The following is a 26021-nucleotide window of genomic DNA, read 5'->3' as shown; positions in this document are numbered from 1 at the left end:
ACTGATCATGAACAACAATCTACAGCCACCGACTTTTTGCGCAGTGGTTGGCAGTTTTACCGACGCCATCGGCAAGGTCAATGCATGGCTTGCCATTGCCCTTATGGTTATCGTCAGCAGCGTAGTCGTGTTGCGCTATGGTTTTAATATTGGCTCTGTGGCCCTGCAGGAAAGTGCCGCTTATCTGCACGCTACTTTTTTTATGCTCGGTGCGGCTTACACATTAAAAACTGACAATCATGTTCGTGTCGATATTTTTTATCGCCGCTATAGTCCGGTGAAAAAAGCTTGGGTTAATAGCATTGGCGGCCTCGTGCTACTACTTCCCATGTGCGGTTTTATTTTTTTCTCCAGCCTGGGCTTGGTCGGTGACTCTTGGCACATTAAAGAAGGCTCCGGCGACACCGGCGGCCTCGCCTTTGTTTACTTGTTAAAGGGGCTGATACCCGTGATGGCCGCCACCGTGTCACTGCAGGCCATTGCTGATATTACACAAAATATGAGCCTGCTCAGCCGCCACTATGGAGAGGCCTGCTGATGATTGAATTAATGCCGTTATTTTTATTCGCCTTTATCTGCGGTGTCTTATTGCTGGGCTATCCCGTTGCCTTCAGCCTTGGCGGTGCCTCACTGTTATTTGCCGCCATCGGTATTGCCGGCGGTATTTTTGATGCCAGTTTCTTGGCCGCCGTGCCCAATCGCATCTTTGGCACCATGAGCAACAACACGCTGATCGCCGTGCCACTGTTCATCTTAATGGGGGTGATGCTGCAGCGCTCCAAAATTGCCGAAGAGCTATTAACTGCTATGGCCGCTGGCCTGGGCAACAAACCCGGAGGGTTGGCAATCGCCGTTATTATTGTCGGTATGTTATTGGCAGCCAGTACCGGCATTGTCGGCGCCACAGTCGTCACCATGGGGCTGCTATCACTGCCGACTATGCTTAGCCGCGGCTATTCCGCCAGCTTTGCCACCGGCACCATTTGCGCCACCGGCACCCTCGGCCAGATTATCCCGCCCTCAATTGCGCTGGTGTTGCTCGGCGATATTTTATCTACCGGTTATCAACAGGCGCAGATCAACCTCGGTAATTACAGCCCCGATACGGTCTCCGTCGGCGATTTATTCGTCGGCGCTATTGTACCGGGCCTATTATTGGTGGTTTTCTATATTATTTACGTGGTGATTTTCTCCCAGCTGAAACCTGATCAGGCAGGCGGCACTATGACTGAGCAATCTGATACCGGCAACGAGGTGACCATATCGATGGCAACCGTAGTCGCTCCAATATTGCTAATCGTCGTCGTATTGGGCTCTATTTTGGCCGGCGCCGCCACGCCGACAGAGGCTGCCGGTATCGGGGCACTGGGCGCCAGCCTATTAGCCTTCTATAAGAAACAACTGGATATCATACGGTTACAGCAGGTTGCCGCCGAGACGCTGAAGATTACCAGCATGGTGTTCATGATTTTAATCGGCGCGGCTATTTTCTCATTAGTCTTCAGGGGCTACGGCGGCGACGAACTGATTACCGACTATTTCGCCAGCCTTGAGGGGGGTGTCTTCAGCGCCGTACTGATTGTTATGCTGGTGATATTCTTTCTCGGCTTTATTCTCGATTTTATCGAGATCACCTTTGTCGTGGTGCCGATTGTTGGCCCAATCTTGTTTGCCATGGGAGTCGACCCCATCTGGCTTGGTATTATGATCGCCCTCAACCTGCAGACCTCATTTCTAACGCCGCCCTTTGGTTTTGCACTGTTTTATTTACGCGGCGTTGCGCCAGAGCAAGTTGCGACCACGGATATTTATCGAGGCGTTGCGCCATTTATTGTGATACAACTACTGTTATTAGCACTCATAGCTTACTGGCCAGCGCTGGCCACTTGGTTACCCAGCGTTGTCTACGGATAAAAAAGGTTATAAAAATGAACAGCCACGACGAAAGCCCGACACCTGCCGGCGAGTTAGCCCTTCAAACAATGGCCATGCCAGCAGACACCAACGCCAGCGGCGATATCTTTGGCGGCTGGCTGGTTTCGCAAATGGATATGGCTTGTTCAGTGGTGGCCGCCAAGGTCGCCAAGGGGCGCATTGCCACTGTGTCTATCGAGAAGATGAGTTTTATGGTGCCAGTGAAAGTCGGTGCCGTCGTTACTTGCTACTGCACCGTCGCCTCTATTGGTAAAAGCTCGATGGAAATCAGTGTCGAGGTTTGGGCGTCCTACCCGTCCCGGGATGTGACCCATAAAGTGACCGAAGGTACCTTCATTTTCGTTGCCATCGATAATACCGGTCGCACTCGGGCGATTTAACCCACAGCAACAACGGGTGTTAGTGAGAGTCAGCCCTCACCAACACCCCGCGCAAACATCGCGGGTTCCCTACTGTTGCTCTCTGGCGTTGAGGTAGGCCTGCTCACTGATCTGGTGATAGTCTTTGACGCTGTCGGCAAACTGTTTAAACGAACGATAGACCTCTGCAGTCTGCGGGTCTTCGGCGATTAACTCGGCAAAAACCTCCGCCGATATCTCCCTTAAACTGGCAATCACGTCATCGGGCAATGGCTTGACGATAACACCATGCTGGTTGACCAATTCATTCAATGCCTGGTTATTCAGCGCCGTATACTGATCGAGCATGTCTTGATTTATTGCCCGTGTGGCGACAGTGACAATGTGCTGAAGGTCTTGCGGTAGCGCGTCGAAAGCCTGCTTATTGACCAACAACTCCAGTGTCGAACCTGGCTCATGCCAACCGGGGTAGTAGTAATATTTCGCCGTCTTATACAATCCAAAAGACAGATCGTTGTAGGGGCCAACCCATTCAGTGGCATCAATCACACCGGTTTGTAATGAGGTGAATATCTCGCCACCGGGTAAATTTACCGCAGTACCGCCGGCTCGGTTTAGAATTTCACCGCCCAGGCCTGGGATACGCATTTTTAGACCCTGCAGGTCTTCAATAGAATTAATCTCACGGTTAAACCAACCGGCCATTTGAACACCCGTATTACCCGCAGCCATTGGAATCAGGTTAAATGGTTGATAGATTTCCCGCCACAACTCCATGCCGCCACCATAGTGTAACCAGGCGTTCATTTCCTGCGCCGTCATACCAAATGGTACGGACGAGAAAAATTGCGCGGCAGGTATTTTTCCCTTCCAGTAATAGGCGGCACCGTGACCCATCTCAGCAGTGCCCTGGGAGACGGTATCAAAAACCTGTAATGCTGGCACCATTTCACCGGCGCCATAAACAGTAATCTGTAAACGACCATCGCTCGCCTGATCTATCCACTGCGCTAACAGTTCTGCCGAGGTGCCAAGTCCTGGGAAGTTCTTTGGCCAGGTTGTCACCATTTTCCAATGATAAACCTGCTCTGTCTGCTGCTCAGCCAAGACCTGTTTAGTACGCTGCTGCTGCATTGCAGCACTGCTGACATAGTATGCCACCATGGTGACAATAATGGCGATGAGGCCAAGGATAACTATCGGCATGGAACGGTTGATTGTATGGGTCTTCATATCGTTATCTTTTTCATGTTGACGTTTATTATTGTCGCTAAAACTCGTCCATAGGCCTTAGATTAGCGTATTGCATCACCAGCCACTTGCTGCCTTCATAATCAAAATTTACCTGTACACGGGCATTGCCACCACTGCCCTCGACTCCAGTCAACACACCCTCACCAAATTTTTGATGGAAAACACGCTGGCCGATTTTGAGCCCTAAATCATTGGCGGCTTCTTGGCTGGCATAGCCACTGGCAACAGTCGTTGGCCGGGTGATCTCGGTGCGTAAGCGTACTTCTTGAATCACCTCACTGGGGATTTCTTTGATGAAGTTCGACGGCCCGTTAAAACTCTCCTTGCCATGCAAGCGCCGACTCTCGGCATAACAGATATACAATTTTTCCATCGCCCTAGTTATGCCAACATAACAGAGCCGTCGTTCTTCGGCTAACCGACCGGGTTCATCAAACGACATTTTATGTGGGAATAGGTTTTTCTCGACGCCCACCATAAAGACTAACGGAAACTCTAAGCCTTTAGCCGAGTGTAACGTCATCAACTGAACGCTATCACTGTGCTCATCGGCTTGCTGTTCACCGGCATCAAGCGCGGCGTCATCGAGAAACTGGCGCAATGGGCTGGTCGGTTCCTCGTCATCGTAGTCGTATACCTTGGCAGCAGAGACCAGCTCAGAGAGGTTTTCTAATCGCGCCTGCGCTTTCTCTCCCTTCTCTTTCATATGATGGTCTTTTAGCCCACTCATTTCGATAACCTGCTCTGCCATCTCGGCCAGGGTTAAATCATCGGTGGCCTCATCCATTTGGTCGATCAAGTGCATAAAGCTAATCAAGGCATTACCGGCACGGGCGGTAAGCAGCTTATGCTGAATCACCTGCTGCATTGCCTCCCACATCGAACAACCATGATCTCGGGCAAAGTCACGGACGATATCAACCGTCTTGCCGCCTATACCGCGAGTTGGCACATTGATGACACGCTCCAGCGCCGTGTCATCATTTCGACCAATGATCAAACGCAGATAGGCTAAGGCGTTTTTAATTTCGAGACGATCGTAGAATCGCTGACCGCCGTAGATGCGATAGGGCACGCCGTTACGGATCAGCGCCTCTTCTAACACCCTTGATTGCGCATTTGATCGATAGAGAATGGCACAGCTGTCACGTCGATGACCGTTATCAACCCACTGCTGAATACGCTCTACCACGAAGTGAGCCTCGTCCTGCTCATTAAAGGCGGTGTACAAAGACAGGGGTTCACCGGGACCGCTGTCAGTCCTCAATTCCTTGCCAAGCCTATCGGTATTGTTCTCAATCACAGCATTGGCTGCCGTCAGAATCGAGCCGGTAGAACGGTAGTTCTGCTCAAGCTTGGTACGACGAACATTGCTAAACTCTTGTTCAAATTGTTGTATATTTTCGATCTTGGCACCGCGCCAGCCATATATCGACTGGTCATCATCGCCGACAGCTGTAACCGCCCCGGTCTCTCCGGCCAGCAACCGCAGCCAGGCATATTGAATCGTGTTGGTATCCTGAAACTCATCGACTAACAGGTATTGGAATCGTTGACGGTAGTGTTCTAACAGATGTTGGTTGTCGCGCAGTAATTCATGGGCGCGCAGAAGTAATTCGCCAAAATCCACAAACCCACCCCGTAAACAAGCCTCTTCATAAGCGCTGTAAACGGTTAATTGTGCTTGCGTATGGGGATCATAAGCCTCGATGTGGGCAGCCCGTAAACCCTCATCTTTTTGAGCGCTGATCCACCATTGAATATCCTTGGCCGGAAAGCGTTCATCGTCGATGTTCAACTGCTTGACCAATTTTTTAATCAACCGCAGCTGATCATCGGAATCGAGGATTTGAAAGCTCTCAGGTAGCTTGGCATCTTTAAAGTGCGCCTTTAAAAGGCGGTGGGCCAAACCGTGAAAAGTACCAACCCACATACCCCTGGCCGGAAAGCCTAAGACCTCTTCAATGCGCTCTCGCATCTCACGCGCAGCCTTATTGGTAAAGGTGACCGCCATAATACCGTGTGGGGTAATATCGGTATTTTGTAATAGCCAGGCAATACGATGCACCAACACTCTTGTCTTACCACTGCCGGCACCGGCCAGAATTAATTGATTCCCAGGGGTGGCAGCCACAGCTTCACGCTGTGCTTCATTCAATGAGGCGAGTAAGTCTGTCATAGGGCAGTTTGGTCTACTGGTTAAAGTTGAGGTGATTATACAGGCAAAGCACGATTATTTAATCACAGCTTTGCTGTATGTATATACAGATATTTGCATTCTCGGCAATGTTTTTCCGGTTATCGTTACCACTTCCTATCTTCTTAGAACTTTTCCGTTTAGATTCTAACTAAGAAACATTCCTTAAAAAAACTTCTCGACACTGAAAAAGCTGCTTTATGATGCAATTTATATCCGCCCCCGGGCTGGTCTCCGACCTCACTTTTATTCTCTTGGCGCTGTGCCTTTTCATGGTGCTGTTCACCATTGGCCGCTGCATACTTTTATTCTGGAACCGTGGCTGTGCTGCCGATGTTCCTCGCAGCGCCATTATCGCCGGTTTTCGCAACGGCTTACGCTTCGATTTACAGATTGCCTCGGTACTAATGCTGCCGCTGTGGTTTGGCCTGCTGCTTCCCAACGGACTGAGTTTTCGCGGTATCTGGCTGGGCTATTTGCTGGTCACTCTGTTGATCGCCAGCCTCTTGCTTTTGGTTGAGGCGGAGTTTTATCGCGAGTTCCAGGCACGACTGAACAGCATTGTTATTCAGTACCTCAGCGAGGATACCAAGACTGTTATCAGCATGGTATTAGCAGGCGGCCCAGTCTTGGCCTTTACCGTCGCGACATTGGTCATTGGCCTGCAAGAATACATTGCTGTTAATGAGATCAATATGATTACCATGCATAATTACAGCCATGCCACCGACAGCCTAATGGTGAATTATGCCTGGCGAATACCGCTGGCCTTTGCTGCCCTCTGCCTGCTGGTACTCGGCGCCCGTGGCACCCTGCGTCAGGGCGCACCCCTGCGCTGGGGTGACGCTTTTACCACCGACTATCTATTCGCCAACCACCTTGGCATCAACGGCATTATGACCCTGTTCAAGGCCTGGCAGGGCTGGGGGAAAAACGATGCCGCCAAGGATTGGATGCGCTTCAGTGACCGGGATAAAGCCCTCGATATTACCCGCCAGCTTGTGCTTCAACCCGCAGACCAGTTACTCGCCCCGAACAATTCGCCACTGCTGCGCAAAACAACACCGCAGGGGCCAAAGCTCGACGGCGTCGATAATATTGTCTTCATTCTCATGGAGAGTTTCACCTCACGCTTTGTCGGCGCCCAAGGGGCCCCGGGCAACATTACCCCCTATTTCGATAAGCTGGCTGAGGATGGCTGCCTATGCCGCCATATGTTCTCCGTCGGCACCCACACCCATCAAGGTATGTTTGGCACCTTCTCCAGCTTTCCCAATCTGCCTGACACCGAGTATTTGATGCAGCAACCCGCAGGTTCCGGCATGTTTTCTGGCCTGCCCGCAATCATGACCGGCATGGGATATGACAACAGCGTCTTTGTCTATAACGGCGACTTTGCCTGGGACAACCAGCAGGGCTTCTTCGGCGCCCAGGGTATGAACCGATTTATTGGACGCGATGATTACGTCAACCCAGTCTTTCAAGACAAGACATGGGGCGTCTGCGATGAAGACATGTTCAACCGCTCCGTAGAAGAGCTCGATCTGCTGCACGACCAGGGCAAGCCTTTTTATGGCTTATTGCAAACACTGTCCAACCACCTGCCTTATGCCCTGCCAGAGCAACTGCCGGTCGATGATGTCACCGAATTTGGCGGCCTCAATAAACACCTGACGGCCATGCGTTATTCCGACTGGGCGCTGGGTAAATTCTTTGAGCAGGCCAAGACCAAACCTTGGTATAACAACACCTTGTTTGTGGTGCTGGCCGATCATGGCTTTGGCGTTCCGGGTCAGGTCTCCTCCATCAATCTGCAGAGTTTTCATGTGCCTGCGTTGTTTATCGCACCGGGTATTCAGAACAAGGTAGGCAAAGTCTTTGACAAGACCTGCTCACAGCTCGATATGGCCAATACTGCCGTCAGCTTACTGGGCAAACCCTTTGTGCAGGCTGGCTGGGGGCGTAATGTCTTTGATCTGGCCGATGATGACCCTGGCTATGCGATGATGAAGCCCTCCGGCAGCGACAAAACTGTTGCCATGGTCAGAGGCAATGAAATCGTCGTCAAAGGCGCCGACATCACCCCAGAGTGCTACCGCATTGACCTAGGCTTCCCCCCTGGAGATGAACTACTCAGCAAGGATGCGACGGGCGACCCGCGCTACCAACAGCTGGGATCCTTCTTGCAAACCGCTATTCTCTGCCTTAACGAACGGAAGACGGGCCACGATATGGAAGCTTAACCCCGGCGTGCTCGCGGCCAAACGCCAGCCCGTCCGCGAGCAACACCACATTAACCGCCATTACGCCAAAACCTGCGAAAAAAAACATATTAAATAGAATAAATTAAATTATTAATATAAAACTTTAAATTGACTATTATTAGATATCAAAAAAAATATTATTTTATAAAAAATATATTATAAAAACCAAAGAATTATAGATTTTATTCAAAAAATAATAGACATAAATTGCTTTACGATTAAAATATTTAACAAACAAAAAATACAATAAACTATTTTTTTAATAAAAAATCAATTAATCCAATCAACAAAAAACCAAAATAAAAACAAAAATAAAAAATTTATAAAAACAAAAATCCGTAAAAAACGATCAAAAAACAAGCAAATAAACACCATAAACACCCCGGTGTGCAAAAAATATACATAGCTAATGATTTCATATGGTTAGCTATTTTCTTGGCAAAACTGTGTTTCACCTTGGATGCTGATACAATAGGCTGCATCAGCAGATTGATGCCGATCACTCGATTACAAATACTGGGAAGCCGTTGTGAGATCTACCAACCTACTGCACGCCATCGATAGTAATATGGAGAATATGCGCCGATCTGAGCGTAAAGTCGCCGAGTACGTGCTCAGTAAGCCGCAGGACATTATTCATATGCGGATCGTAGACCTCGCCCAGGAAGCCCATGTCAGCGAACCAACTGTGGTACGCTTCTGCCGGGCCATTGGCTGTGATGGTTTTCAGAATTTCAAGCTGGCACTGGCCCAGCAACTGGCATCGGCCCCCAGCTTTGTCGAATACACCGTCGAGGAATACGATTCGATCAAGACCTACTCGGCCAAGGTTATCGATGCCACCATCGAAACTCTGACCCGGGTCAGAGATGCCATCGACCCACAGGCGCTGGATCAAGCGATTACCGCACTGAGCAAGGCCAACCGAGTCGACTTTTATGGCTTTGGCGGCTCGTCCTCAGTCGCCCAAGATGCCCAGCATAAGTTTTTCCGCCTGCAATTGGTTTCAGCCGCCTACTCCGATGCACATATTCAGACCATGTCAGCACTCAGCCTGGGCGAAAAAGATGTGGTGGTGGCAATATCACAGACTGGCCGAACTCAGGCCTTGATCGATTCAATTGCCCTGGCGCAGCAGGCTGGCGCCACGGTGATTTCACTGTCACCCAGCGGCACACCTGTATCGAGCAAATCCGACATTCCTATCTTTATCGATGTCGATGAGGACACCGAGATCTTCACCCCGATATCATCGCGGATTGCCCATCTATCGATAATCGACATCCTCGCCGTTGGCGTTGCCAAGTCACGTGGCGCGGAACTAACCGACCATTTGAAAAAGATTAAATCGGGGCTGCAGCCACTGCGCATCCAGCCTAAACACCAGCGCTGACAAGGTCTGACGCCAACAACCACTGCGCCGACAAGACAATCTTGACGACTGTAAATATCAACACCGATTTGATGTTAACTATGCTAATATCGCATACAAATATGTCATCATCCTATTCACCAGTATCGAGTATCAACATGACTTACGCCAAAATCACCGGCTGGGGTAAATGTGTACCGCCAACCGTTTTAACCAACGCTGAAATTTCCAACTTTGTCGAGACCACTGATGAGTGGATTGTTTCTCGCACCGGCATTGAAGAGAGACGAGTAACCCATGTGCAACTCTCTGAACTGGCCACCCTAGCCGCTAAGCGAGCCATTGCCGCCGCAGGTTTACAGGGTAGCGATATCGATTTAGTGATTCTCTGTACTGCCAGTGGCGACAGTCTCATCCCCAATACGGCCTCCGCAGTTCAGCGTAACATTGGTGCCCATCAAGCCGCAGCCTTCGACTCAAACGCTGCCTGTACCGGCTTTCTCTATGGCATTCAGATGGCGACAGCACTGATTCAAAACGGCAGCAACCAACGCGCTGTTGTTATTGGCGCCGACCGGCTCAACTATTTCATCAACTGGGCAGACCGTGCCAGTGCCGTGCTGTTTGGCGATGGCGCCGGCGCTGTAGTCTTAGAAGCCAGCACCGAAAAATCAGGCATGATTGCCTCCAAGCTCGGCTGCGACACCGAGAAGCGTGACATTCTCGAGGTTCAAGGGCCCGGCACCTATGTCGACCGCTTCCACACCAGTGCTTGCTATAACGTTGCCTTCGAAGGCCCAGAGATTTTCAAACGCGCCATTAACGGCATGAACGGTGCCTGCACCTCGGCGCTGGAAAGCGCCGGTCTCAGCGGTGATGATATCGATGTCATTGTGCCCCACCAGGCCAATCTCCGTATTATTCAGACCCTGGCCAAGAAGATGGGTGTCAGCATGGATAAGGTGATGGTCAATATCGAAAAATACGGTAACACCTCCGCCGCCAGCGTCGCCATTGCCCTCTGCGAGGCCGTGGAACAGGGCCGTGTTCAGCCCGGTAGTAACATCTTGACCGCGGCCTTTGGCGCCGGTCTGACCTATGCCGGCATGGTTATTAAGTGGGGCGACCGTGTCACTCCAATCAACACCATCGATGACGAGCTACCCCCCTGCGATAAGACCGCCACCGAACTGATTCAAACCGCCATCGACGGCTGCTTAAAGGCAACCGCTGAAGGCACGGTTAACTTCGCCCGCTCGCCCAAGGCTTAGCCTGTCGTAGTGCCCCGACAGTAATCTTCTTTACTGTCGGCATATAATCTCTATGTGCGCTCGCTACTGCAATCAACCCCTTATACTCTCGACCCAATACACCTTAAGCCCTGGTTGCAGTCATGCCCATTACCGCTAACGCCACCCCCATCGCCGACAGCGTGATGGAGACCGCGTCAAACCAACGATTGTTCTTCACCTATGTCACCCCTGCCGTCGCCGCCATGGTAGTCAACGGTATCTATGCCGTTGTCGATGGCATTCTGATTGGCCACGCCATTGGTGCAGAAGGTCTCGCCGCCGTCAGTCTGGCTTGGCCACTGTTTGGCTTTCTAATCGGCGTCGGCATGATGATCGGTATGGGAGCTGGCACGCTGATCGGCCTGCGCCGGGGTGCCAACAACCCCGCCGCCGCCGGTCAGGCGATCGGTAACGTCTTCGGCCTACTGCTGCTGGCCTCACTGATACTCGGGCCGGTGGTGTTCTTTGCCAGCCCCTATCTGATCGCCCTGATGGGCGCCGCCGACGCCACTCTGCAGAATGGCATCGACTATATGAATGTGTTTTCGATATCATCAATCGTGTTGCTGGCCAACGGCGCGCTGCCGCTGATACTGCGCAACGGTGACAAACCCTCAATCACCACCTGGATTATGGTGCTCGGCGCAGTGATCAACCTGGTGGTCGGCTTCTACCTGATTGTGCTACTCGATATGGGCCTGAGCGGTGCCGCTCTGGCCACGATTATTGCCCAGGGCACGGTCTGCCTACTGTGTCTGTATTATATTACCCGCCCCGACTGGCCAATCCCCTTTACCAGCGCCGACCTCAGCCCTGACGCCGAGACTTGCAAAACCATTTTATCTGCCGGCATGCCCAGTCTGATGATGTTTGGCTACTTCATCTTCTTCATGATTGTGCACAACGCTCTGTTTATGCATCACGGCGGCGTCGTTGCGGTGGCGGCGTTCTCTATTGTGTCGTACTTTTTTGCCTTTTACGGCTATCTGGCCGAAGGCATTGCCACCGGCATTCAGCCCATCATCAGTTACCACCAGGGCAGCGGCCAGCAGCACCGGGTGATTGCCACCATCAAGATGGCCATGGCCATCGCCTTGGGCACCGGCATTGTCATTGTCATCATCACTAATTTGATGCCTTACGGTATTACCCATATATTTAACAACGACGATCAGGCTCTCATCGAGGAGACCGTCAACGGGCTACGACTGCATTTGATACTGATGTTTTTAGACGGCTTGATTTTTATCTGTGGCGTGTACTTTCAGGCCATCCACAAGACCAAGATTGCCATGTGGGTTAACGGCGGCAATATCGCCGTACAAATCCCAGTCTTGATGGTACTGCCCTTACTGTGGGGGTTGGATGGTATCTGGCTGGCACTGCCGCTATCCAACCTGATTATTGCCATACCGGTCGCGTGGCTACTGTGGCGGGATCTACAGCAACGCAGCCACCAGATCTCATCCATACACTAGTCTCGGAAGTGAACCACCTGCTCCAGCGGGGCGCGCTCAACACGGCAGCCATTGGCCGGGTGGTCGGGGTCCTCATAGCCAAAGGCGATACCGAAAAGCAGCTTGTACTGCTCCGGCACATCCAACTCTGCCCTGACCTTGTCGGCATGAAAACTGAGGGCTGTCATCGGACAGGAGCCAACGCCATTAGCCTGCATGGACAGCATCAGGCTCTGCGCATACATGCCTAGATCTGCCGCCTCACGAATGCCGAAATCTTGATGCAAATATAGAAAGGCCACGTGGGGGGCATCGAAGAAGGCAAAGTTACGCATAAATGCCTCACCCCGTTTTGCCTTGTCTTCACGGGTAATACCCATGGCATGATACAGCTGAGCAGCAGCCTCGTGCTGGCGCAGTTTGTACTCATCGCGATAGACGCCGTCGAAGGGGAAGTCCATATCCATCTCGCCTTGCATCATCGCGGTCGACAGCTGATGACGCAGGTTATTGGTTCTCTCGCCACTGGCAACAAAGACCTGCCAGGGCTGGGTATTGCAGTTCGATGGCGACTGCTGAGCGGTGGTGAAAATAGCCGTTAACAGCTTATTATCCACAGCCTGTTGCTGAAACCCTCTGACGGAATGACGACTCTTGATAATGTCATTAAAAACATTGGCTTGTTGTTGACTCATACCACTTATCCACTGCTGTTTATTGTTGAACAAATTTGCTTAAAGATCGACTCAGGGACGGCATACAACGGCTTTTACATAGCGTTCAAGCTCGTTGAGCCGCTCCACCAATGGGTAATCATCTGTATGTATCCAGTTGATAATAATTGAGTTAATGCTACCTACTGTGATTTCAGCAAGAAAGTCGATGGCAAAGTCGGTATTGATATCGCCCAGCACCAAACCCTGTTGATAAAGCTCTAGAATGACGCTGTTCTGGGCCATAATTTGACTGCCACCTGAGCTGGCGTTTTCAGATAATTGAAACATCGAATGGAGGATTAAAGTCCGCTCCAGCTCGCGATATTCCACTAACTTGGTCCGCATATGGGAAAAGAAATAACCCAGGCGTTCGGCGGTTGTGGCAAAAGTGGCTATTGCCTCATCCATTGTTTGCCGAGGCTCATCGGTCAGCACCGACTGGCTTAAGAAATGAATCAGCTGCTGCTTGCTTTGAAAATAATTATAAAATGTTTTACGCGCCACATCGGCCTGCTCACAGATCTCTTCGACGGTAATATCGTCACAGCCGCTGCGGGCAAATAATGCCGCCGCAGCCTCGGTAATCTTCGCCTGTACCTCGAGTTTTCTGCGCTCACGGCGCGTTGGTTCTACTTCAGCTAGCGTCGACACAGAGGCTCCTTAATTAATCGCTGGTATACCGCCCCCAACAGGGCGGTATATATTAACCCATTACAGGGTGTTGGGTGGCACTGGCGTGACACGATTAAGAATATTCTGCGCGCGCTCGGCAATCGCCGCCGCGGTTTTCTCGCTGAATTCGACAATCCAGAACTTCTCATCACGGAGGCCTTGCAGGGCGTTATCTGCCACGTGGTCAGGGTGCGTGGTCTGCAATTCCATGCCGTACTCCTTCATGATTTTCTTCATGTCCTCGACGCTGTGAATGCCCGAGTCAATCTTGTTCACATCGACGGGGAGATCTTCAGGACGAACACGATCGGAGTCGAAGATACCGGTATCGACCACGTGCGGGCCGGGGAACAAGGCATTGACCTTAACCTTCGATTCCTGAGCCTGCAGTTGAAAGTGCAAGGTCTCGGTAATGGCCATGACCGCCGCCTTGGTGGCGGTGTATATGGGCTGATCAGGCAGCATAATCATGGCGCCATTGCCAGAGCCGGTAATGATAAAATGGGCCTCTTGATCCTGGGCAATCAGCCTAGGGATAAAGGCGTTAATACTGTTGATTACCCCCCAGGTGTTAACATTAAAGCCCCAGTTCCAATCGTTTTTGTTGTATTCCCACATATTGCCACCCTCGCCAGAGCTGATACCGGCGTTGGCAAACATCAGATGAATAGCGCCAAAGCGGGCTATTGCAGCATCGGCCAATGCCTCTAAGGACTCTTGGCTGGTGACATCGGCACGGACGGCAATCGACTCAATACCGGCGTCGGCAAGCTCGACAATTGTCTTATCCAAGGCGGACTGATCGATATCGGCAATAACGACCTTGGCACCCTCGGCCCCCAATTTAAACGCAATAGAGCGGCCAACACCGCTGGCGCCGCCGGTAATCACAGCCACCTTGTTATTGAAATCTTGCATAAACTCTTTCCTTATTAACGCTGGTCGGGACACGGAACGGGCACCGAGTGTTTTTATTATTTTTTGGTAATAACCCCAAAATCATTAGGGTAAATCAGTTTATCTCGCCCTCCGGATGTTGACGAGAAGGTAGACTTGTATTTATATTTACACATCTGTTACCTTTTTTACATCGTTTATCAAAACTTGGCAAGCCAGAGCGGCCACCAACATCAAAACGCTGTATATCGACTAACTGACAATAACAATAAATAGTAATAACAATTTGCAGACTCGGAGAGAGAAATGACTCAACCACGCTATAAGTTCCCGGTTCCCTATGGTTGGTATGGTATTGGCTTCACCGGCGATCTCGCCATCGGTGATGTTAAGCCGTTAAAATACTTTGGTCAGGATATCGTGCTTTACCGCGGTGAAGACGGTGTCGCTCGGGTCAGCGAGGCTTTCTGCCCTCACTTAGGCGCCCACCTGGGTCACGGCGGCGAAGTCGTTGGCGATAATATTCGTTGCCCTTTTCACCACTGGCAGTTTGATGGCGAAGGCAAGATCGACTCGATTCCCTACGCCAAGAACATTCCCCCCAAGGCCGCCGGTAAGAAGTGCCTGTTCCAATACCCTGTGGTTGAGGCCAATAGAGTTATTTGGGCCTGGTACCATCCCGATCGCGTCGAGCCATTGTTTGATGTGGTGAAGCATCCCGAACTGGAAGAGCAGGGCGACGACTGGACCGAGTTTAAAACTTATAACTGGACGATTAACACGACAGTGCAGGAAACGGCTGAGAACGCTGCCGATTTAGCCCACTTCCTCTATGTTCATAATTCAGACACCATGCCCGAGGGCGAGGTAGTGTATGACGGCGCCCAGCGCGCCGCGCGCTTCGAAATGATGACGCCGGCAATGAATGCCGATGGCAGCATGAGCGAAACCGAGTTCACTCCCAGCGTGTTGGAAACGGCCAACAATGGCCCGGGCCAGACCTGGCAGACCTTCAGCGGTATTTTCTACACCATGATGGTCGGGTTGATCACACCGATCGACAGCCAAACCATGAGCATGACCTTCGCCTTTACTCAGCGTAAGGAACAATCTGAGATGCAACAGGTAATGGCCGACGGCATGAACGAGCAGATTGCCAGCGGCGTGGAGGATGACATCCCAATCTGGGAACACAAAATCTACCAAGAAGACCCCATCCTGTGTGACGGTGATGGTCCCATCGCCCAGTATCGCAAGTGGTTTAAACGCTTCTATACCGACGGCGACAAAGAGAAAATCATCTCCGCCGCCTAATCGAGCAACAGGCCGCTGCGTTATCGACAGCGGCTTTTTGCTCTCACGCAGACAATAATAACAACGGAATACCCATGAGTGATCAACGTTACAGCTTTCCCGTGCCCTTCGGTTGGTACGGTGTCGGATTTACCGACGACCTCGCCATCGGCGATGTTAAGCCATTAAAATACTTCGGCCAGGATATTGTGCTGTATCGCGGCGATGATGGCGTCGCCCACGTCAGCGAGGCCTTCTGCCCTCACCTCGGTGCCCACTTAGGCCACGGCGGCGAAGTCGTTGGCGATAATATTCGCTGCCCCTTCCACCACTGGCAGTTCGATGGCGATGGCAAGGTCGACTCGATTCCCTACGCTAAAAATATTCCCCCCAAGGCCGCAGGCCAGCAGTGCTTATTTCAATACCCAGTGATCGAGGCCAACCGCGTTATCTGGGTCTGGTATCATCCGGATCGTGTCGAGCCACTGTTTGACGTTGCCAGACTCCCCGAGCTGGAAGCACACGGCGAAGACTGGAGCGAGTTCAAGCGCTTCAACTGGACAATTAACACCACAGTACAAGAAACCGCCGAAAACGCCGCCGATACCGCCCACTTCATCTATGTGCATAACTCCGATGAAATGCCCCAGGGTGAGGTCACTCTCGACGGTCATCGCCGCTCAGCCCGCTTCGATATGCGGACCCAGGTAGTGGATGAACAGGGCAATGTTAACCGCGACGAATATATCGATTCGGTGCTCGAAACCTCCAACTGCGGCCCCGGTCAAACCTGGCAGACTTTTAACGGCCTGTTCTATACGCTGATGGTAGGCCTGATCACACCGATCGACAGCCAGACCATGAGCATGACCTTCGCCTTTACTCAGCGCAAAGGGCAACGGGACGATCAAATCATGATGGCCGATGGCCTGATGGATAAGATTGCCAGCGATGTGGAAGACGATATCCCGATCTGGGAGCACAAGATTTATCAGGCCGACCCGATCCTCTGTGATGGTGACGGCCCGATTGCTCAATACCGAAAATGGTTTAAGCAATTTTATGCTGACAGCGATAAAATAAAAATCGTCGCCGGCTAGTGTTCACCGTCAATATAAACCGGTTCGCCATTGGCCGACCGGTTTTTTATGTCCCCAGTTTTATCCCCAGCGGCTTAATCACTGCCTAAACAGGCCGCCTCCCAGCCGATCAGCGCCGCCTTGCGCTCGCCGCCCCAGCGATAGCTACCACTCACACCGCTCTGTTGTATTACTCGATGACAGGGGATTAACAGCGCCACCGGGTTGGCACCTATCGCCGTGCCGACGGCGCGTGCAGCGCTGGAGCGATTGATTTCATTGGCAATGCTGCCATAACTGGTCAATTGACCAAGGGGGATTTTGAGCAACGCCTGCCATACCTTGAGCTGGAACGGCGTGCCGCTAAGATGCAGCTTTAACGGCTGCTGACCGGGCTGGGATAACTGACTGATGGCCGCCACCGCTTGCTGCTGCAAAGCCGTCTGACGCGCCTCCAGTCGCGCTGTCGGGTAACGCTGACGCAGTTTATCCACAGCTTGAGAATCCTCCTCAATGGCCTCGTCGACAAAGGCCAAGTAGCATACACCCTTGCTGGTCGAAGCCACCAAGACCCGACCAAAGCCGGTTGCAACAAAATCATAATCGATGGCTAGGTCGAGGCCGCCGCGCTTGAATTCGCCGGGCGTCATGGCCTCGATACTGACAAACAAATCGTGCAATCTGCCGGTGCCGGAGAGGCCGGTCTGATAGGCTGTCTCGAAGAGGCTGTGCTGTTCGGCCAATAAACCCTTGGCATATTCAACGCTGAGATACTGTAAATATTTCTTCGGGCTCACGCCGGCCCAGTCGCTGAACAAACGCTGAAAGTGAAACGGGCTCAGATGCACCACCTCGGCCAGCTGTTCGAGGCTGGGCTGCTCAATCACATGTTGCTGTAAATAACTGATGGCAGCAGCCACCCGTTGGTAGTTACGATGTTGCGGGTTCATGGGGCAAGGATCTTAATAAAAGAATACCCAGTGTAAGCCGAACGCCGACAGAGGGCGACCCGAAACTTGCGGCCTGATGTTATCGGGGGGGGGGTCGATAGCAGCCTGCGGTTCGGCAAGTATGATTAGTGGATATGTTTTAAATACGACCGTTTCGATTGGATCTTGTCGCCGACAAAGGTGAAGAGGTCACAGCCATCAACATCGATGCTCGAGCCATCCTTGGCCGTGCCGGTCAGCGTCCACTCAGAACAACCCTTGTCGCCATCGACCAGATGATTTTCACGGGTAAAGCAGACATCACGGATATCGGTCCACACCTCGACAAACCGTGCCCGCACCTGTTCCCGCCCCACGTAGCGGGTGCCGAAACGGTCGTGGCCACCGCCGGTCTCAAACACGCAATCATCGGTCATAAACGCCATAATGGCGTCGATATCATGGTTGCTCCAAGCGCTGCTGTATTGCTGTAAGTCATCCTGGGTCATCGTCATCTCCTCACCAGCTGGTGGCTAAAAGATAGGTCAAGCGGGGCCAACTCTCCAATACTGGCCCACACTCTCTGCCCCTTGAGCGGTCGACTTACTCGCCGATAAAGACGGCTTTTTCTTTCTTGAAAAAGGCCGCTACGGCATTTTTACTGTCGGTGCTATCCATGCAGGTGGTTTGGAGGCGAGACTCGGCGTGAAAAATCGTCTCAAAATCACTGTCGTGCACAGAGCGCATAATCTGTTTGCCAAACTTTTGCGCCAACGGAGCGCCTTGCGCCAAGGATTGCGCAAAGTGGGTTGTTTCGGCCACAAGGTTTTCCGCGGCGCAATGTTTGTTGGCGAGGCCATAATGAACACATTGCTCGGCGCTTAAACGCCCTGACTCGGCGAACAGCTGAATCGCCCGCTTATACCCCATGGCATTGACCAAATGAAAACTCATGCCGCCATCGGGGACTAAGCTCAGGCCGGCAAAGGCCAGGAACAAGTAGGCGTCATCCGCCATCACCGCAAGGTCGCAGGTCATTGCCAAAGCGGCGCCGACACCGGCACAAACACCGTGTATCGAGGCGATAAAGAGTTTGTCTGATTGATGGATGGCCATTAATACCGGCTTGTACTCTTCCAGCAACTGGGCCTCTATATTGTCATAGCCCGCCAGCCCCTCAGACAAATCCGTGCCCGAGCAAAAGCCTCTGCCCTGAGCGCTCAGGACGACGACGCGAACCTCGTCATCGGCCTCGCAGGCGTCAATCGCCTGCTTCAATTCTTGGCGCATACGCTGGCTGATGGCATTGAGTGTCTTGGGTTGATTTAAGCTAATGGTGGCGACGCGCTGCTCAACCGTATAGCGAATGGTTTCAAAGTTATGCATGGTTAGTTTCTCCGCTTAGTCGCGAGTATTAGGTGAGTACGCCGTTGTCTGCCAGCTGTTTGATTGATGCCGAATCAAGCCCCCACTGCGATAAAACCTCTGCAGTATCAGCGCCTTCGGCAGAGGGTGCCGAGGGTGTATCGGGTTGGCTGCGGCTGAATCGCGGGCTCGGCGCCGGTTGCGCCTCGCCATTGATTTCGATGTAGGTTCCACGGGCTTGGTTATGGGGGTGATCAACCGCCTCTTGATAATCCAGGATGCCAGCCACGCAGGCGTCGCTGCCTTCAAACAGAGCAACCCAATGATCTCGTGTCTGTGCGCTAAAGGCCTCGCTCAGCGCATGGGTCAATTCATGCCAACAGCCTTTATCGTGTTGCTGTTCAATGTAACGCTCGGGCAATTGTAGAGTGGTGATCAGTTCGGCAAAGAACTTGGGCTCTAGCGCCCCAACCGATACATGTTTGCCGTCGGCAGTTTGGTAGGCACGGTAAAAAGGGGTGCCGCCATCGAGTAGGTTATTTTCTCGCCCGGTGTTCCAGCTGCCGGCCTGCGTCATGGTATAAAACATGCTCATCAAATGCGCTGAGCCGTCTGTTATCGCCGCATCAATCACCTGACCTTTGCCAGACTGACGCACCTCCAGGAGTGCCGACAGAATACCGACCACCAAAAACATGCTACCACCGGCGAAGTCGCCCACCAGGTTGAGCGGCATAATAGGCTGTGCCTTGGTGCCAATCGCCGCCGCGGCGCCAGTCAGTGAAATATAATTACAGTCGTGGCCGGCTGCGTGTGCCAGTGGACCGTCCTGTCCCCAACCCGTCATCCGGCCGTAAATAATTTTAGGGTTGCGCTCTAGGCAGGTATCAGGGCCAAAACCAATACGTTCAGCGACACCGGGACGATTGCCCTCAAAGATCACATCGGCACTCTCTACCAGGGTCAATAAGGTTGCCAACCCCTGTGGATGGCGGAGATCCAAGGCAATGCTTTTTTTACCCCGGGAGCTGACATCTTTGGCAGACGGTGGCGCGATGGAATTAGGCTTTGATGCCCGCTCAACCACGATCACCTCAGCACCGAGGTCAGCCAACAGTTGCCCAGCATAGGGCCCAGGGCCAATACCTTTGATTTCTATAACCTTAATGCCTGCTAATGGTCCCATTTTTCGTCTCTGTTTTTAGGTCAATATTGGCGACACAGCCCCGTTTTTTCAGCGCTGTCATCAGGCCGGCATGTCGACACGCCGGCCCCAGTTACGCTATCGCGGCTGCATCCGAATACCGGCATCCATACGAATACATTCGGCATTGGTGTAATCACTTTCAACGATAAATTGCGATAAGTGGGCAATTTCATCAGGGCGAGCGAGACGCTGAGGGAAGAGCGGGCTTTTCGACAGGCTTTCGAAGGCGTCCTCTGGCAGCGATTCAAACAGCGGTGTGTGTACCAGTCCTGGCACAATGGTGTTGACCCGAATGCCGTACTGCGCCAAATCGCGGGCAATGGGCAGCGTCATACCGACAATACCGCCTTTAGAGGCGCTGTAGGCAGCCTGCCCCATCTGGCCTTCATAGGCGGCTATTGAGGCGGTATTAATGATCACACCTCGGCTGCCACAGTCGGTGACGGGCTGCTGAGTCGACATTTGCTGTGCCACTAATCGCAACACGTTAAACGTGCCGATCAGGTTGACGTTGATCACTTTGTTGAAAATATCCAACGGAAAGGCACCGTCTCTGCCCAGGGTCTTTTTAGCATCGCCAATACCGGCAAAGTTATTACAGATATGGATCTCGCCGAAGGCCGTCACTGTCGCATCGATGGCACTGGCCACTGACTGCTCATCGGTAACGTTGACGTTTTGATAGATGACGGTCGCACCGAGCTCTGCGGCCAATTGAGCACCGCGCTGATCGTTCATATCGAAGATCGCCACGTTGGCACCCTTTGCGGCATACAGGCGAACAGTTGCCTCGCCCAGCCCTGATGCGCCACCGGTGACGACGGCAGTTTTACCTTGAATATCCATGTACAAACCTCATTGTTTTATTATTTAAATTAAGGGAATGGCAGTGTTATTAGTTAACCACCAAAACTGGCTAGTTTTTCTGCAAAGACGGCCTTCGCTTCTGCGACCATACGATTGAGTAATTCATCGCAGCTGGGAATATCATCAATAACGCCCATCACCATGCCGACGGTCCAGATGCCGCCCTCGATGTCGCCGCCCTCGATACATTGCTCGCGGCCGCGGACACCGGCAACCAATGGCTGCAGATCGCTAAAATCAGTATCGCCGGGGCGAGCCTCAATACTCACGACTTCCTCAGCAACTGAGTTTTTAAAGACTCGGGCGGTATTCTTAAGGGTCCGAAACATCAGCGTTGTCTGCGTTTCGTCAGCATCGACCATGGCCTGTTTCATGTTCTGGTGTACCGGGGCTTCTTGGGTGGCAACAAAGCGTGTCCCCATGTTGATCCCCTCGGCGCCCAGCGCCATGGCAGCGGCCATTTGCGAGCCGGTACCGATACCACCGGAGGCCACCATGGGAATGGTTAGCTTGGCGAAAGCGGCGGGCAGCAGCACCAAATTGGTAATATCGTCTTCACCGGGATGACCGGCGCACTCAAAACCATCGACGCTGACGGCATCGCAGCCTACTTTTTCAGCTTTTACCGCGTGACGTACCGAGGTGCATTTGTGCATAACCTTGACGCCGGCGGCCTTAAACGCCGGCATAAATGGCTCGGGGCTGCGGCCTGCGGTCTCGACGATTTTAACGCCATTATCAATAATCACCTGCACATACTCTTCGTACGGCGGTGGGTTGATCGACGGTAAGATAGTGAGATTGACACCAAAAGGCTTGTCGGTCATGGCGCGACAACGCTGGATCTCTTCTGCCAAGGCCTCAGGCGTTGGCTGTGTCAGTGCCGTCAGTATGCCCAGCCCACCGGCGTTTGATACGGCGGCGGCCAATTCGGCTCGCCCTACCCACATCATGCCACCTTGGATGATGGGGTATTCGATGCCCAGTAGTTCGGTAATTCGCGTTTTCATTATTATTCTCCAAAATCGGCGGTAACGCCTGCCAGGTATTGGCCTACAGCGAACGCACAGTGGTATCGACCGCGGCAGGAGCGGCAGGATTCACTGTGCGGCTGCGTGTTATGGCTTTAACATTTGCTTGATGGTTTTCAAGGTTTTTTCATTGTACGGCGGGCTCATACCCGTCATGCCGTTGAGATCCATTTTTGACTGTGAATAGATGGCGCGAGCATGACTCAACTCTTTAAAGCCATCGAAACCGTGATAACAGCCCATGCCGCTGGGACCAACACCGCCAAAGGGCAGATCTTCCTGCGCCACGTGCATCAGCACATCGTTAATGGTGACGCCTCCGGATATTGTGTGATCGAGAACATAGCGTTGTTCGCGGGCATCGTTACCGAAGTAATACAGCGCCAGTGGTCTGGGCTGAGCATTAATATGGTTGACAGCCTCCGACAGGTCACGATAGCTTCGCACCGCCATCAACGGGCCAAAAATTTCTTCCTGCATCACCAGCGCGTCATCGGGTGCATTGAGAATCAGAGTGGGTGGCATCTTGCGATGCGGCTGAACCGCAAAGTTTTCAGCGCCAGGGTTGATCTCAATAATCGTCGCCCCTTTGGCTTTGGCGTCCGCAATATAATGCTGCAGACGGTCGTAGTGACGGTCATTGATGATAGAGCTGTAATCATTGTTTGCCAGCAGCGTCGGCATCATGGTCGCAGCGGCCTGCTTCAAGCCGTTGATGTAATCTTCTAACTGCTCTTCAGCGACATAACTGTAGTCCGGCGCCAGGCAAATCTGCCCCGCATTGGTAATCTTGCCCCACATGACGCGGTTACAGGTCAGCGCCATATCCGCACTACGGCTGACCACAACCGGCGACTTGCCGCCAAGTTCTAGCGTCAGCGGCACAAGATTCTTGGCAGCAGCAGCCATGACATGCTTGGCCACAGAGGTTGCACCGGTAAAGATCATATGATCAAAGGCCAAACCACTAAAGGCCTGACCGACATCAGGGCCGCCGGTAAACACCGCAACCTCAGTCGGGTCGTAGACCTCCTCAATCATTTGCTTGATCAGCTCCGAGGTGGCCGGGGTAAATTCGGACGGCTTGATCATCGCTCGGTTACCGGCGCCCAACGCATTGGCCAGCGGCGCGAAAGCCAAGTTAACAGGGAAGTTCCACGGGCTGATAATGCCGACCACACCCAGAGGCTGATATTCGACTCTCGAACGCGCACCGAACAGGTTCAATGGAAACAGCGTCTTACGCTTTTCCACCCGCATCCACTTCTTCAGATGTTGCTTGGCGTGTTGCATCGGACCTAAACCCGCTGCCACATCAAACATCTTGCTGAGCTCGGCGGGGCGATGGCCGAAGTCGCTGCTCATCGCATCAGCCAGCTTGTCCTGGTATTTAATTAACTGAGAAATAGAGCGATCGATGCGATCGATGCGCGTGGCGGCAGAGACAGCACCCTCGTCGATAAAGGCTTGCTTTTGTGATGCGAGAGTCTGCTCCATTTCGATAACAGATGTTTGGCCTGCACTTGTCATTTCTTTCCCCTTATCAGGTGTTACCCGCCTGTTTAACCAGATCTTTTTGGCACGCTCACCAAAAACATTAATGGTGTTATCGGTGTATTTATTTGAATGAGCGCAGTTGCTATCGTGCAGCAATAGGCGCTGAATATGCTATCACTATTGTCCTCAGTCTAATGTAATATTCAAAGAAATAAAACAGTATTGACTGATTGTTTTGTTGTTTTTGCTTTGTTAATATTAAGTTCATAACGGTAGCGGTGTTGCGCGCTAGGAGGCTGTATATACTGGCTTGCCACGCAACAATGCCGATAATAATAACGATCAATAAGTGTGGGCTGCGTATGGATTTTTCCCTCTCTGAAGAACAAGTTCTTCTTAAAGACAGTATCGACAAATTCGTTCGAGAGAACAATGATGCCGAACGTCATCGTAAACTATCCAAGTCGGCCCAGGGTTTTGACCCGGAGACTTGGCAGTTATTTGCTGACCTGGGTTGGTTGAGTGTGCCCTTTGCCGAGGAGCAGGGTGGCTTTGGTGGCAGTGCCGCCGATGTGATGGTGGTTTGCGAGGCCCTGGGTAAGGGCCTTACCCGCGAACCGTTTCTCAGTACCGTCATCACCTGCGGCGGCTTTCTTCGCTTGGCCGGTAGCTCAGCACAGCAAGAGCATTATATCCCGAAGATTATCGACGGCAGTGAGCAATGGGCATTTGCCTTTGCTGAAGATGGCAGCGGTTACGACATGTCAGCTATCACCACCGTCGCAGTGCAAGACGCTGATGGGTATGTGTTAACCGGCAGTAAGATTGCCGTACTCAATGGCCACTGCGCAAACCACCTTGTGGTAACCGCACGCCTTAATGCCGATGACCCTGAATCGCTCAGCCTATTTATCGTCGACACCACAGCAGCCGGTATTCGGCTGGAATCTTTTGCTGCCGTCGATAGCAGTAAAGGCGCGGTGATTCACTTTGAGGGCGTACGCTTATCCGCAGATCAGTTGCTCGGTACCGCCGGGCAGAGCCTCGCTTTGATTGAGCAGGTCATCGATGAGTCTATTGTCGCCATGGGTGGTGAAGCCTTGGCTGCGATGCAAAAATTACTGGATAGCACGGTTGAATACACCGGCATTCGTCAGCAATTTGGCCAGCCTATTGGTAAATTCCAAGTACTGCAGCATCGCATGGCCGACATGTATCTGAAGGTTGAAGAGACACGCTCACTGCTCTTCAATGCGGCGATTAAACTGACCGAGGGGAATGAGGATGCTGCTCTGGCCTGTGCCGCGCTGAAGGTTAAGTTGGCGGAGGCGGGGCGCTATGTGTCTCAACAAGCGGTGCAACTGCACGGTGCCGTCGGCATGACCGACGAGCTCGATGTCAGCCATTACTATAAACGTCTTTTGGTTTTGGGCATGCTTTATGGTGATGAGAAATATTACCTTCAGCAGTACACCAAGCGCCAACAGAGCATGGCGTAACAGAACCGACTTTCCAGCGCTGCCACGGTGCAGTGCTTGGAGGCAAAAAAAACAGTGCTTATGCACTGTTTTTTTTTGCCTGTGTTGTTAACCGTTGACGTGTCGCGAAATCGCTGAATCGTCATCCTCATCGAATATTTCTTCGAGGCGATCCATCAAATAATCCAACAGTCGGTTAATACGAGCCTTGCGATCATTGGCAATCTGCCCCATGACCATGCCTTCCATTAAGAACTTTGTTAAATCCATCGCCAGAGTATAACGCTCACCGTGACCTTCCCACTCAGCAAATAAACTGGAATTGGTCTCGGCAACATGGCTTTCAAACTTAGCAACAGACTCCTGGATAATATCGAGTAACTCTGGATCGGTGCGACTGGCAACACTCAACTCGTGATAGGCGGTAAATAAATCGCCACTGAGGTGCTCCCAATAGGCATCGACACCGGCACGACGTCTGGCAGTCCCGGTTAAGTCCGCGGGAATTCTATCCACCTTTTCGGTGTAGTCAGCCAGTAATTTACTGTGCAGATACTCTATCGCCGCTTGTATTAATGCTGTCTTGGCGGGGAAATGATGGAGCATTGCGCCACGGGAAACACCTGCTTCGCTGGCAACCTTGGCGGTGGTTACATTGGTATAGCCGAGATTAATAAAGGAGTGAAGAGCGGCATCGAGAATACGGTCGCGAGTCATGGCACTTTTTTGTGCCTGCCAGCTAACGCCATCAACTGACTTTTTCTGACTATCCTTTACTTTTGTTGGCTTGGCCTTGGTCCTTGGCATTGCCAGTGTCCTCCGAATAATTAGATCTAAAACAATCAGTACTGTTTAATTTG

General features: G+C 52.1%; 23 protein-coding genes. 10 read left to right on the top strand and 13 right to left on the bottom strand.

All coding sequences use genetic code 11. The features are described 5' to 3' along the window. The first annotated feature begins 7 nt into the window (after positions 1-7). Genes L9P87_RS16155 through L9P87_RS16145 form a run of 3 tightly spaced genes read left to right on the top strand, consistent with a single transcriptional unit; the run spans position 8 to position 2315 of the window. The gene (locus tag L9P87_RS16155) at positions 8-538 is read left to right on the top strand and encodes a TRAP transporter small permease subunit (RefSeq protein WP_237445797.1); all 531 of its coding nucleotides are present in this window, start codon (positions 8-10) and stop codon (positions 536-538) included. Continuing rightward, entirely contained in the window at positions 538-1914 is a 1377-nt protein-coding gene (locus L9P87_RS16150) for a TRAP transporter large permease (protein ID WP_237445796.1), read from the top strand. The genes L9P87_RS16155 and L9P87_RS16150 overlap by 1 nt, the downstream gene beginning before the upstream one ends. Positions 1915-1928: 14 nt before the next feature. Further along, positions 1929-2315 (top strand): acyl-CoA thioesterase, encoded by a 387-nt coding sequence (locus L9P87_RS16145; RefSeq protein ID WP_237445795.1) that lies wholly within the window; start codon positions 1929-1931, stop codon positions 2313-2315. 69 nt (positions 2316-2384) lie between these two features. On the opposite strand, the gene L9P87_RS16140 is transcribed toward L9P87_RS16145, so the two are convergent. Both L9P87_RS16140 and uvrD read right to left on the bottom strand, forming a co-directional pair. After that, positions 2385-3527 (bottom strand): TRAP transporter substrate-binding protein, encoded by a 1143-nt coding sequence (locus L9P87_RS16140; RefSeq protein WP_237445794.1) that lies wholly within the window; start codon positions 3525-3527, stop codon positions 2385-2387. A gap of 37 nt (positions 3528-3564) precedes the next feature. Further along, on the bottom strand, positions 3565-5727 hold the full coding sequence (uvrD, locus tag L9P87_RS16135) for a DNA helicase II (RefSeq protein WP_237445793.1): 2163 nt from the start codon (positions 5725-5727) through the stop codon (positions 3565-3567). Between the two features lie 218 nt (positions 5728-5945). On the opposite strand from uvrD, the gene L9P87_RS16130 reads away from it, so the two are divergent. The 4 genes from L9P87_RS16130 (at position 5946) to L9P87_RS16115 (ending at position 12151) form a co-directional block, all read left to right on the top strand. Beyond that, complete coding sequence (locus L9P87_RS16130; protein ID WP_237445792.1) at positions 5946-7988, top strand: LTA synthase family protein; 2043 nt, start codon at positions 5946-5948, stop codon at positions 7986-7988. 550 nt (positions 7989-8538) lie between these two features. After that, positions 8539-9402, top strand: a complete 864-nt coding sequence (hexR, locus tag L9P87_RS16125; protein ID WP_237445791.1) for a transcriptional regulator HexR — start codon at positions 8539-8541, stop codon at positions 9400-9402. Between the two features lie 137 nt (positions 9403-9539). Then, positions 9540-10652, top strand: a complete 1113-nt coding sequence (locus tag L9P87_RS16120) for a ketoacyl-ACP synthase III (RefSeq protein WP_237445790.1) — start codon at positions 9540-9542, stop codon at positions 10650-10652. Between the two features lie 122 nt (positions 10653-10774). Beyond that, positions 10775-12151 carry an MATE family efflux transporter gene (locus tag L9P87_RS16115; protein WP_237445789.1) on the top strand — a complete coding sequence of 459 codons (1377 nt, stop codon included), beginning with the start codon at positions 10775-10777 and terminating at the stop codon, positions 12149-12151. On the opposite strand, the gene L9P87_RS16110 is transcribed toward L9P87_RS16115, so the two are convergent. From L9P87_RS16110 to L9P87_RS16100, 3 genes are read right to left on the bottom strand one after another with little or no spacing between them, the layout of a single operon-like run. Further along, positions 12148-12825: a nitroreductase gene (locus L9P87_RS16110; RefSeq protein ID WP_237445788.1), complete on the bottom strand. Its 678-nt coding sequence runs from the start codon at positions 12823-12825 to the stop codon at positions 12148-12150. The genes L9P87_RS16115 and L9P87_RS16110 overlap by 4 nt on opposite strands. Before the next feature lie 51 nt (positions 12826-12876). Next, the gene (locus tag L9P87_RS16105; protein ID WP_237445787.1) at positions 12877-13497 is read right to left on the bottom strand and encodes a TetR/AcrR family transcriptional regulator; all 621 of its coding nucleotides are present in this window, start codon (positions 13495-13497) and stop codon (positions 12877-12879) included. 60 nt (positions 13498-13557) lie between these two features. Continuing rightward, positions 13558-14436 (bottom strand): SDR family NAD(P)-dependent oxidoreductase, encoded by an 879-nt coding sequence (locus L9P87_RS16100; RefSeq protein WP_237445786.1) that lies wholly within the window; start codon positions 14434-14436, stop codon positions 13558-13560. A 285-nt stretch (positions 14437-14721) separates the two neighbouring features. Here L9P87_RS16100 and L9P87_RS16095 point away from each other — a divergent pair, with 285 nt between their 5' ends. After that, entirely contained in the window at positions 14722-15729 is a 1008-nt protein-coding gene (locus L9P87_RS16095) for a Rieske 2Fe-2S domain-containing protein (protein ID WP_237445785.1), read from the top strand. Between the two features lie 74 nt (positions 15730-15803). Continuing rightward, positions 15804-16808 (top strand): Rieske 2Fe-2S domain-containing protein, encoded by a 1005-nt coding sequence (locus tag L9P87_RS16090; RefSeq protein WP_237445784.1) that lies wholly within the window; start codon positions 15804-15806, stop codon positions 16806-16808. 74 nt (positions 16809-16882) lie between these two features. Here the strand turns inward: L9P87_RS16090 and L9P87_RS16085 are convergent, their stop codons facing one another. The 7 genes from L9P87_RS16085 to L9P87_RS16055 form a co-directional block, all read right to left on the bottom strand. After that, entirely contained in the window at positions 16883-17737 is an 855-nt protein-coding gene (locus L9P87_RS16085; protein ID WP_237445783.1) for a bifunctional transcriptional activator/DNA repair enzyme AdaA, read from the bottom strand. A 125-nt stretch (positions 17738-17862) separates the two neighbouring features. Next, the gene (locus L9P87_RS16080) at positions 17863-18231 is read right to left on the bottom strand and encodes a nuclear transport factor 2 family protein (RefSeq protein ID WP_237445782.1); all 369 of its coding nucleotides are present in this window, start codon (positions 18229-18231) and stop codon (positions 17863-17865) included. A gap of 88 nt (positions 18232-18319) precedes the next feature. Beyond that, entirely contained in the window at positions 18320-19102 is a 783-nt protein-coding gene (locus L9P87_RS16075) for an enoyl-CoA hydratase/isomerase family protein (protein ID WP_237445781.1), read from the bottom strand. A 28-nt stretch (positions 19103-19130) separates the two neighbouring features. Then, positions 19131-20267: a CaiB/BaiF CoA transferase family protein gene (locus tag L9P87_RS16070; protein ID WP_237445780.1), complete on the bottom strand. Its 1137-nt coding sequence runs from the start codon at positions 20265-20267 to the stop codon at positions 19131-19133. 96 nt (positions 20268-20363) lie between these two features. After that, complete coding sequence (locus L9P87_RS16065) at positions 20364-21134, bottom strand: SDR family NAD(P)-dependent oxidoreductase (protein ID WP_237445779.1); 771 nt, start codon at positions 21132-21134, stop codon at positions 20364-20366. Positions 21135-21187: 53 nt separating this feature from the next. Then, entirely contained in the window at positions 21188-22165 is a 978-nt protein-coding gene (locus L9P87_RS16060; protein WP_237445778.1) for an NAD(P)H-dependent flavin oxidoreductase, read from the bottom strand. 108 nt (positions 22166-22273) lie between these two features. Next, on the bottom strand, positions 22274-23839 hold the full coding sequence (locus tag L9P87_RS16055) for a coniferyl aldehyde dehydrogenase (RefSeq protein ID WP_290368525.1): 1566 nt from the start codon (positions 23837-23839) through the stop codon (positions 22274-22276). Positions 23840-24045: 206 nt separating this feature from the next. Here L9P87_RS16055 and L9P87_RS16050 point away from each other — a divergent pair, with 206 nt between their 5' ends. Then, positions 24046-25182 (top strand): acyl-CoA dehydrogenase family protein, encoded by a 1137-nt coding sequence (locus L9P87_RS16050; RefSeq protein ID WP_237445776.1) that lies wholly within the window; start codon positions 24046-24048, stop codon positions 25180-25182. Positions 25183-25269: 87 nt separating this feature from the next. On the opposite strand, the gene L9P87_RS16045 is transcribed toward L9P87_RS16050, so the two are convergent. After that, the gene (locus L9P87_RS16045) at positions 25270-25968 is read right to left on the bottom strand and encodes a TetR/AcrR family transcriptional regulator (RefSeq protein WP_237445775.1); all 699 of its coding nucleotides are present in this window, start codon (positions 25966-25968) and stop codon (positions 25270-25272) included. Positions 25969-26021: the final 53 nt, after the last annotated feature.

It is taken from the genome of Sinobacterium norvegicum (assembly GCF_923077115.1).
Classification (GTDB): Bacteria; Pseudomonadota; Gammaproteobacteria; order Pseudomonadales; family Sinobacteriaceae; genus Sinobacterium; species Sinobacterium norvegicum.
Note: the sequence above shows the minus strand (reverse complement) of the source record. Positions and strands in the feature narration are given on the sequence as shown.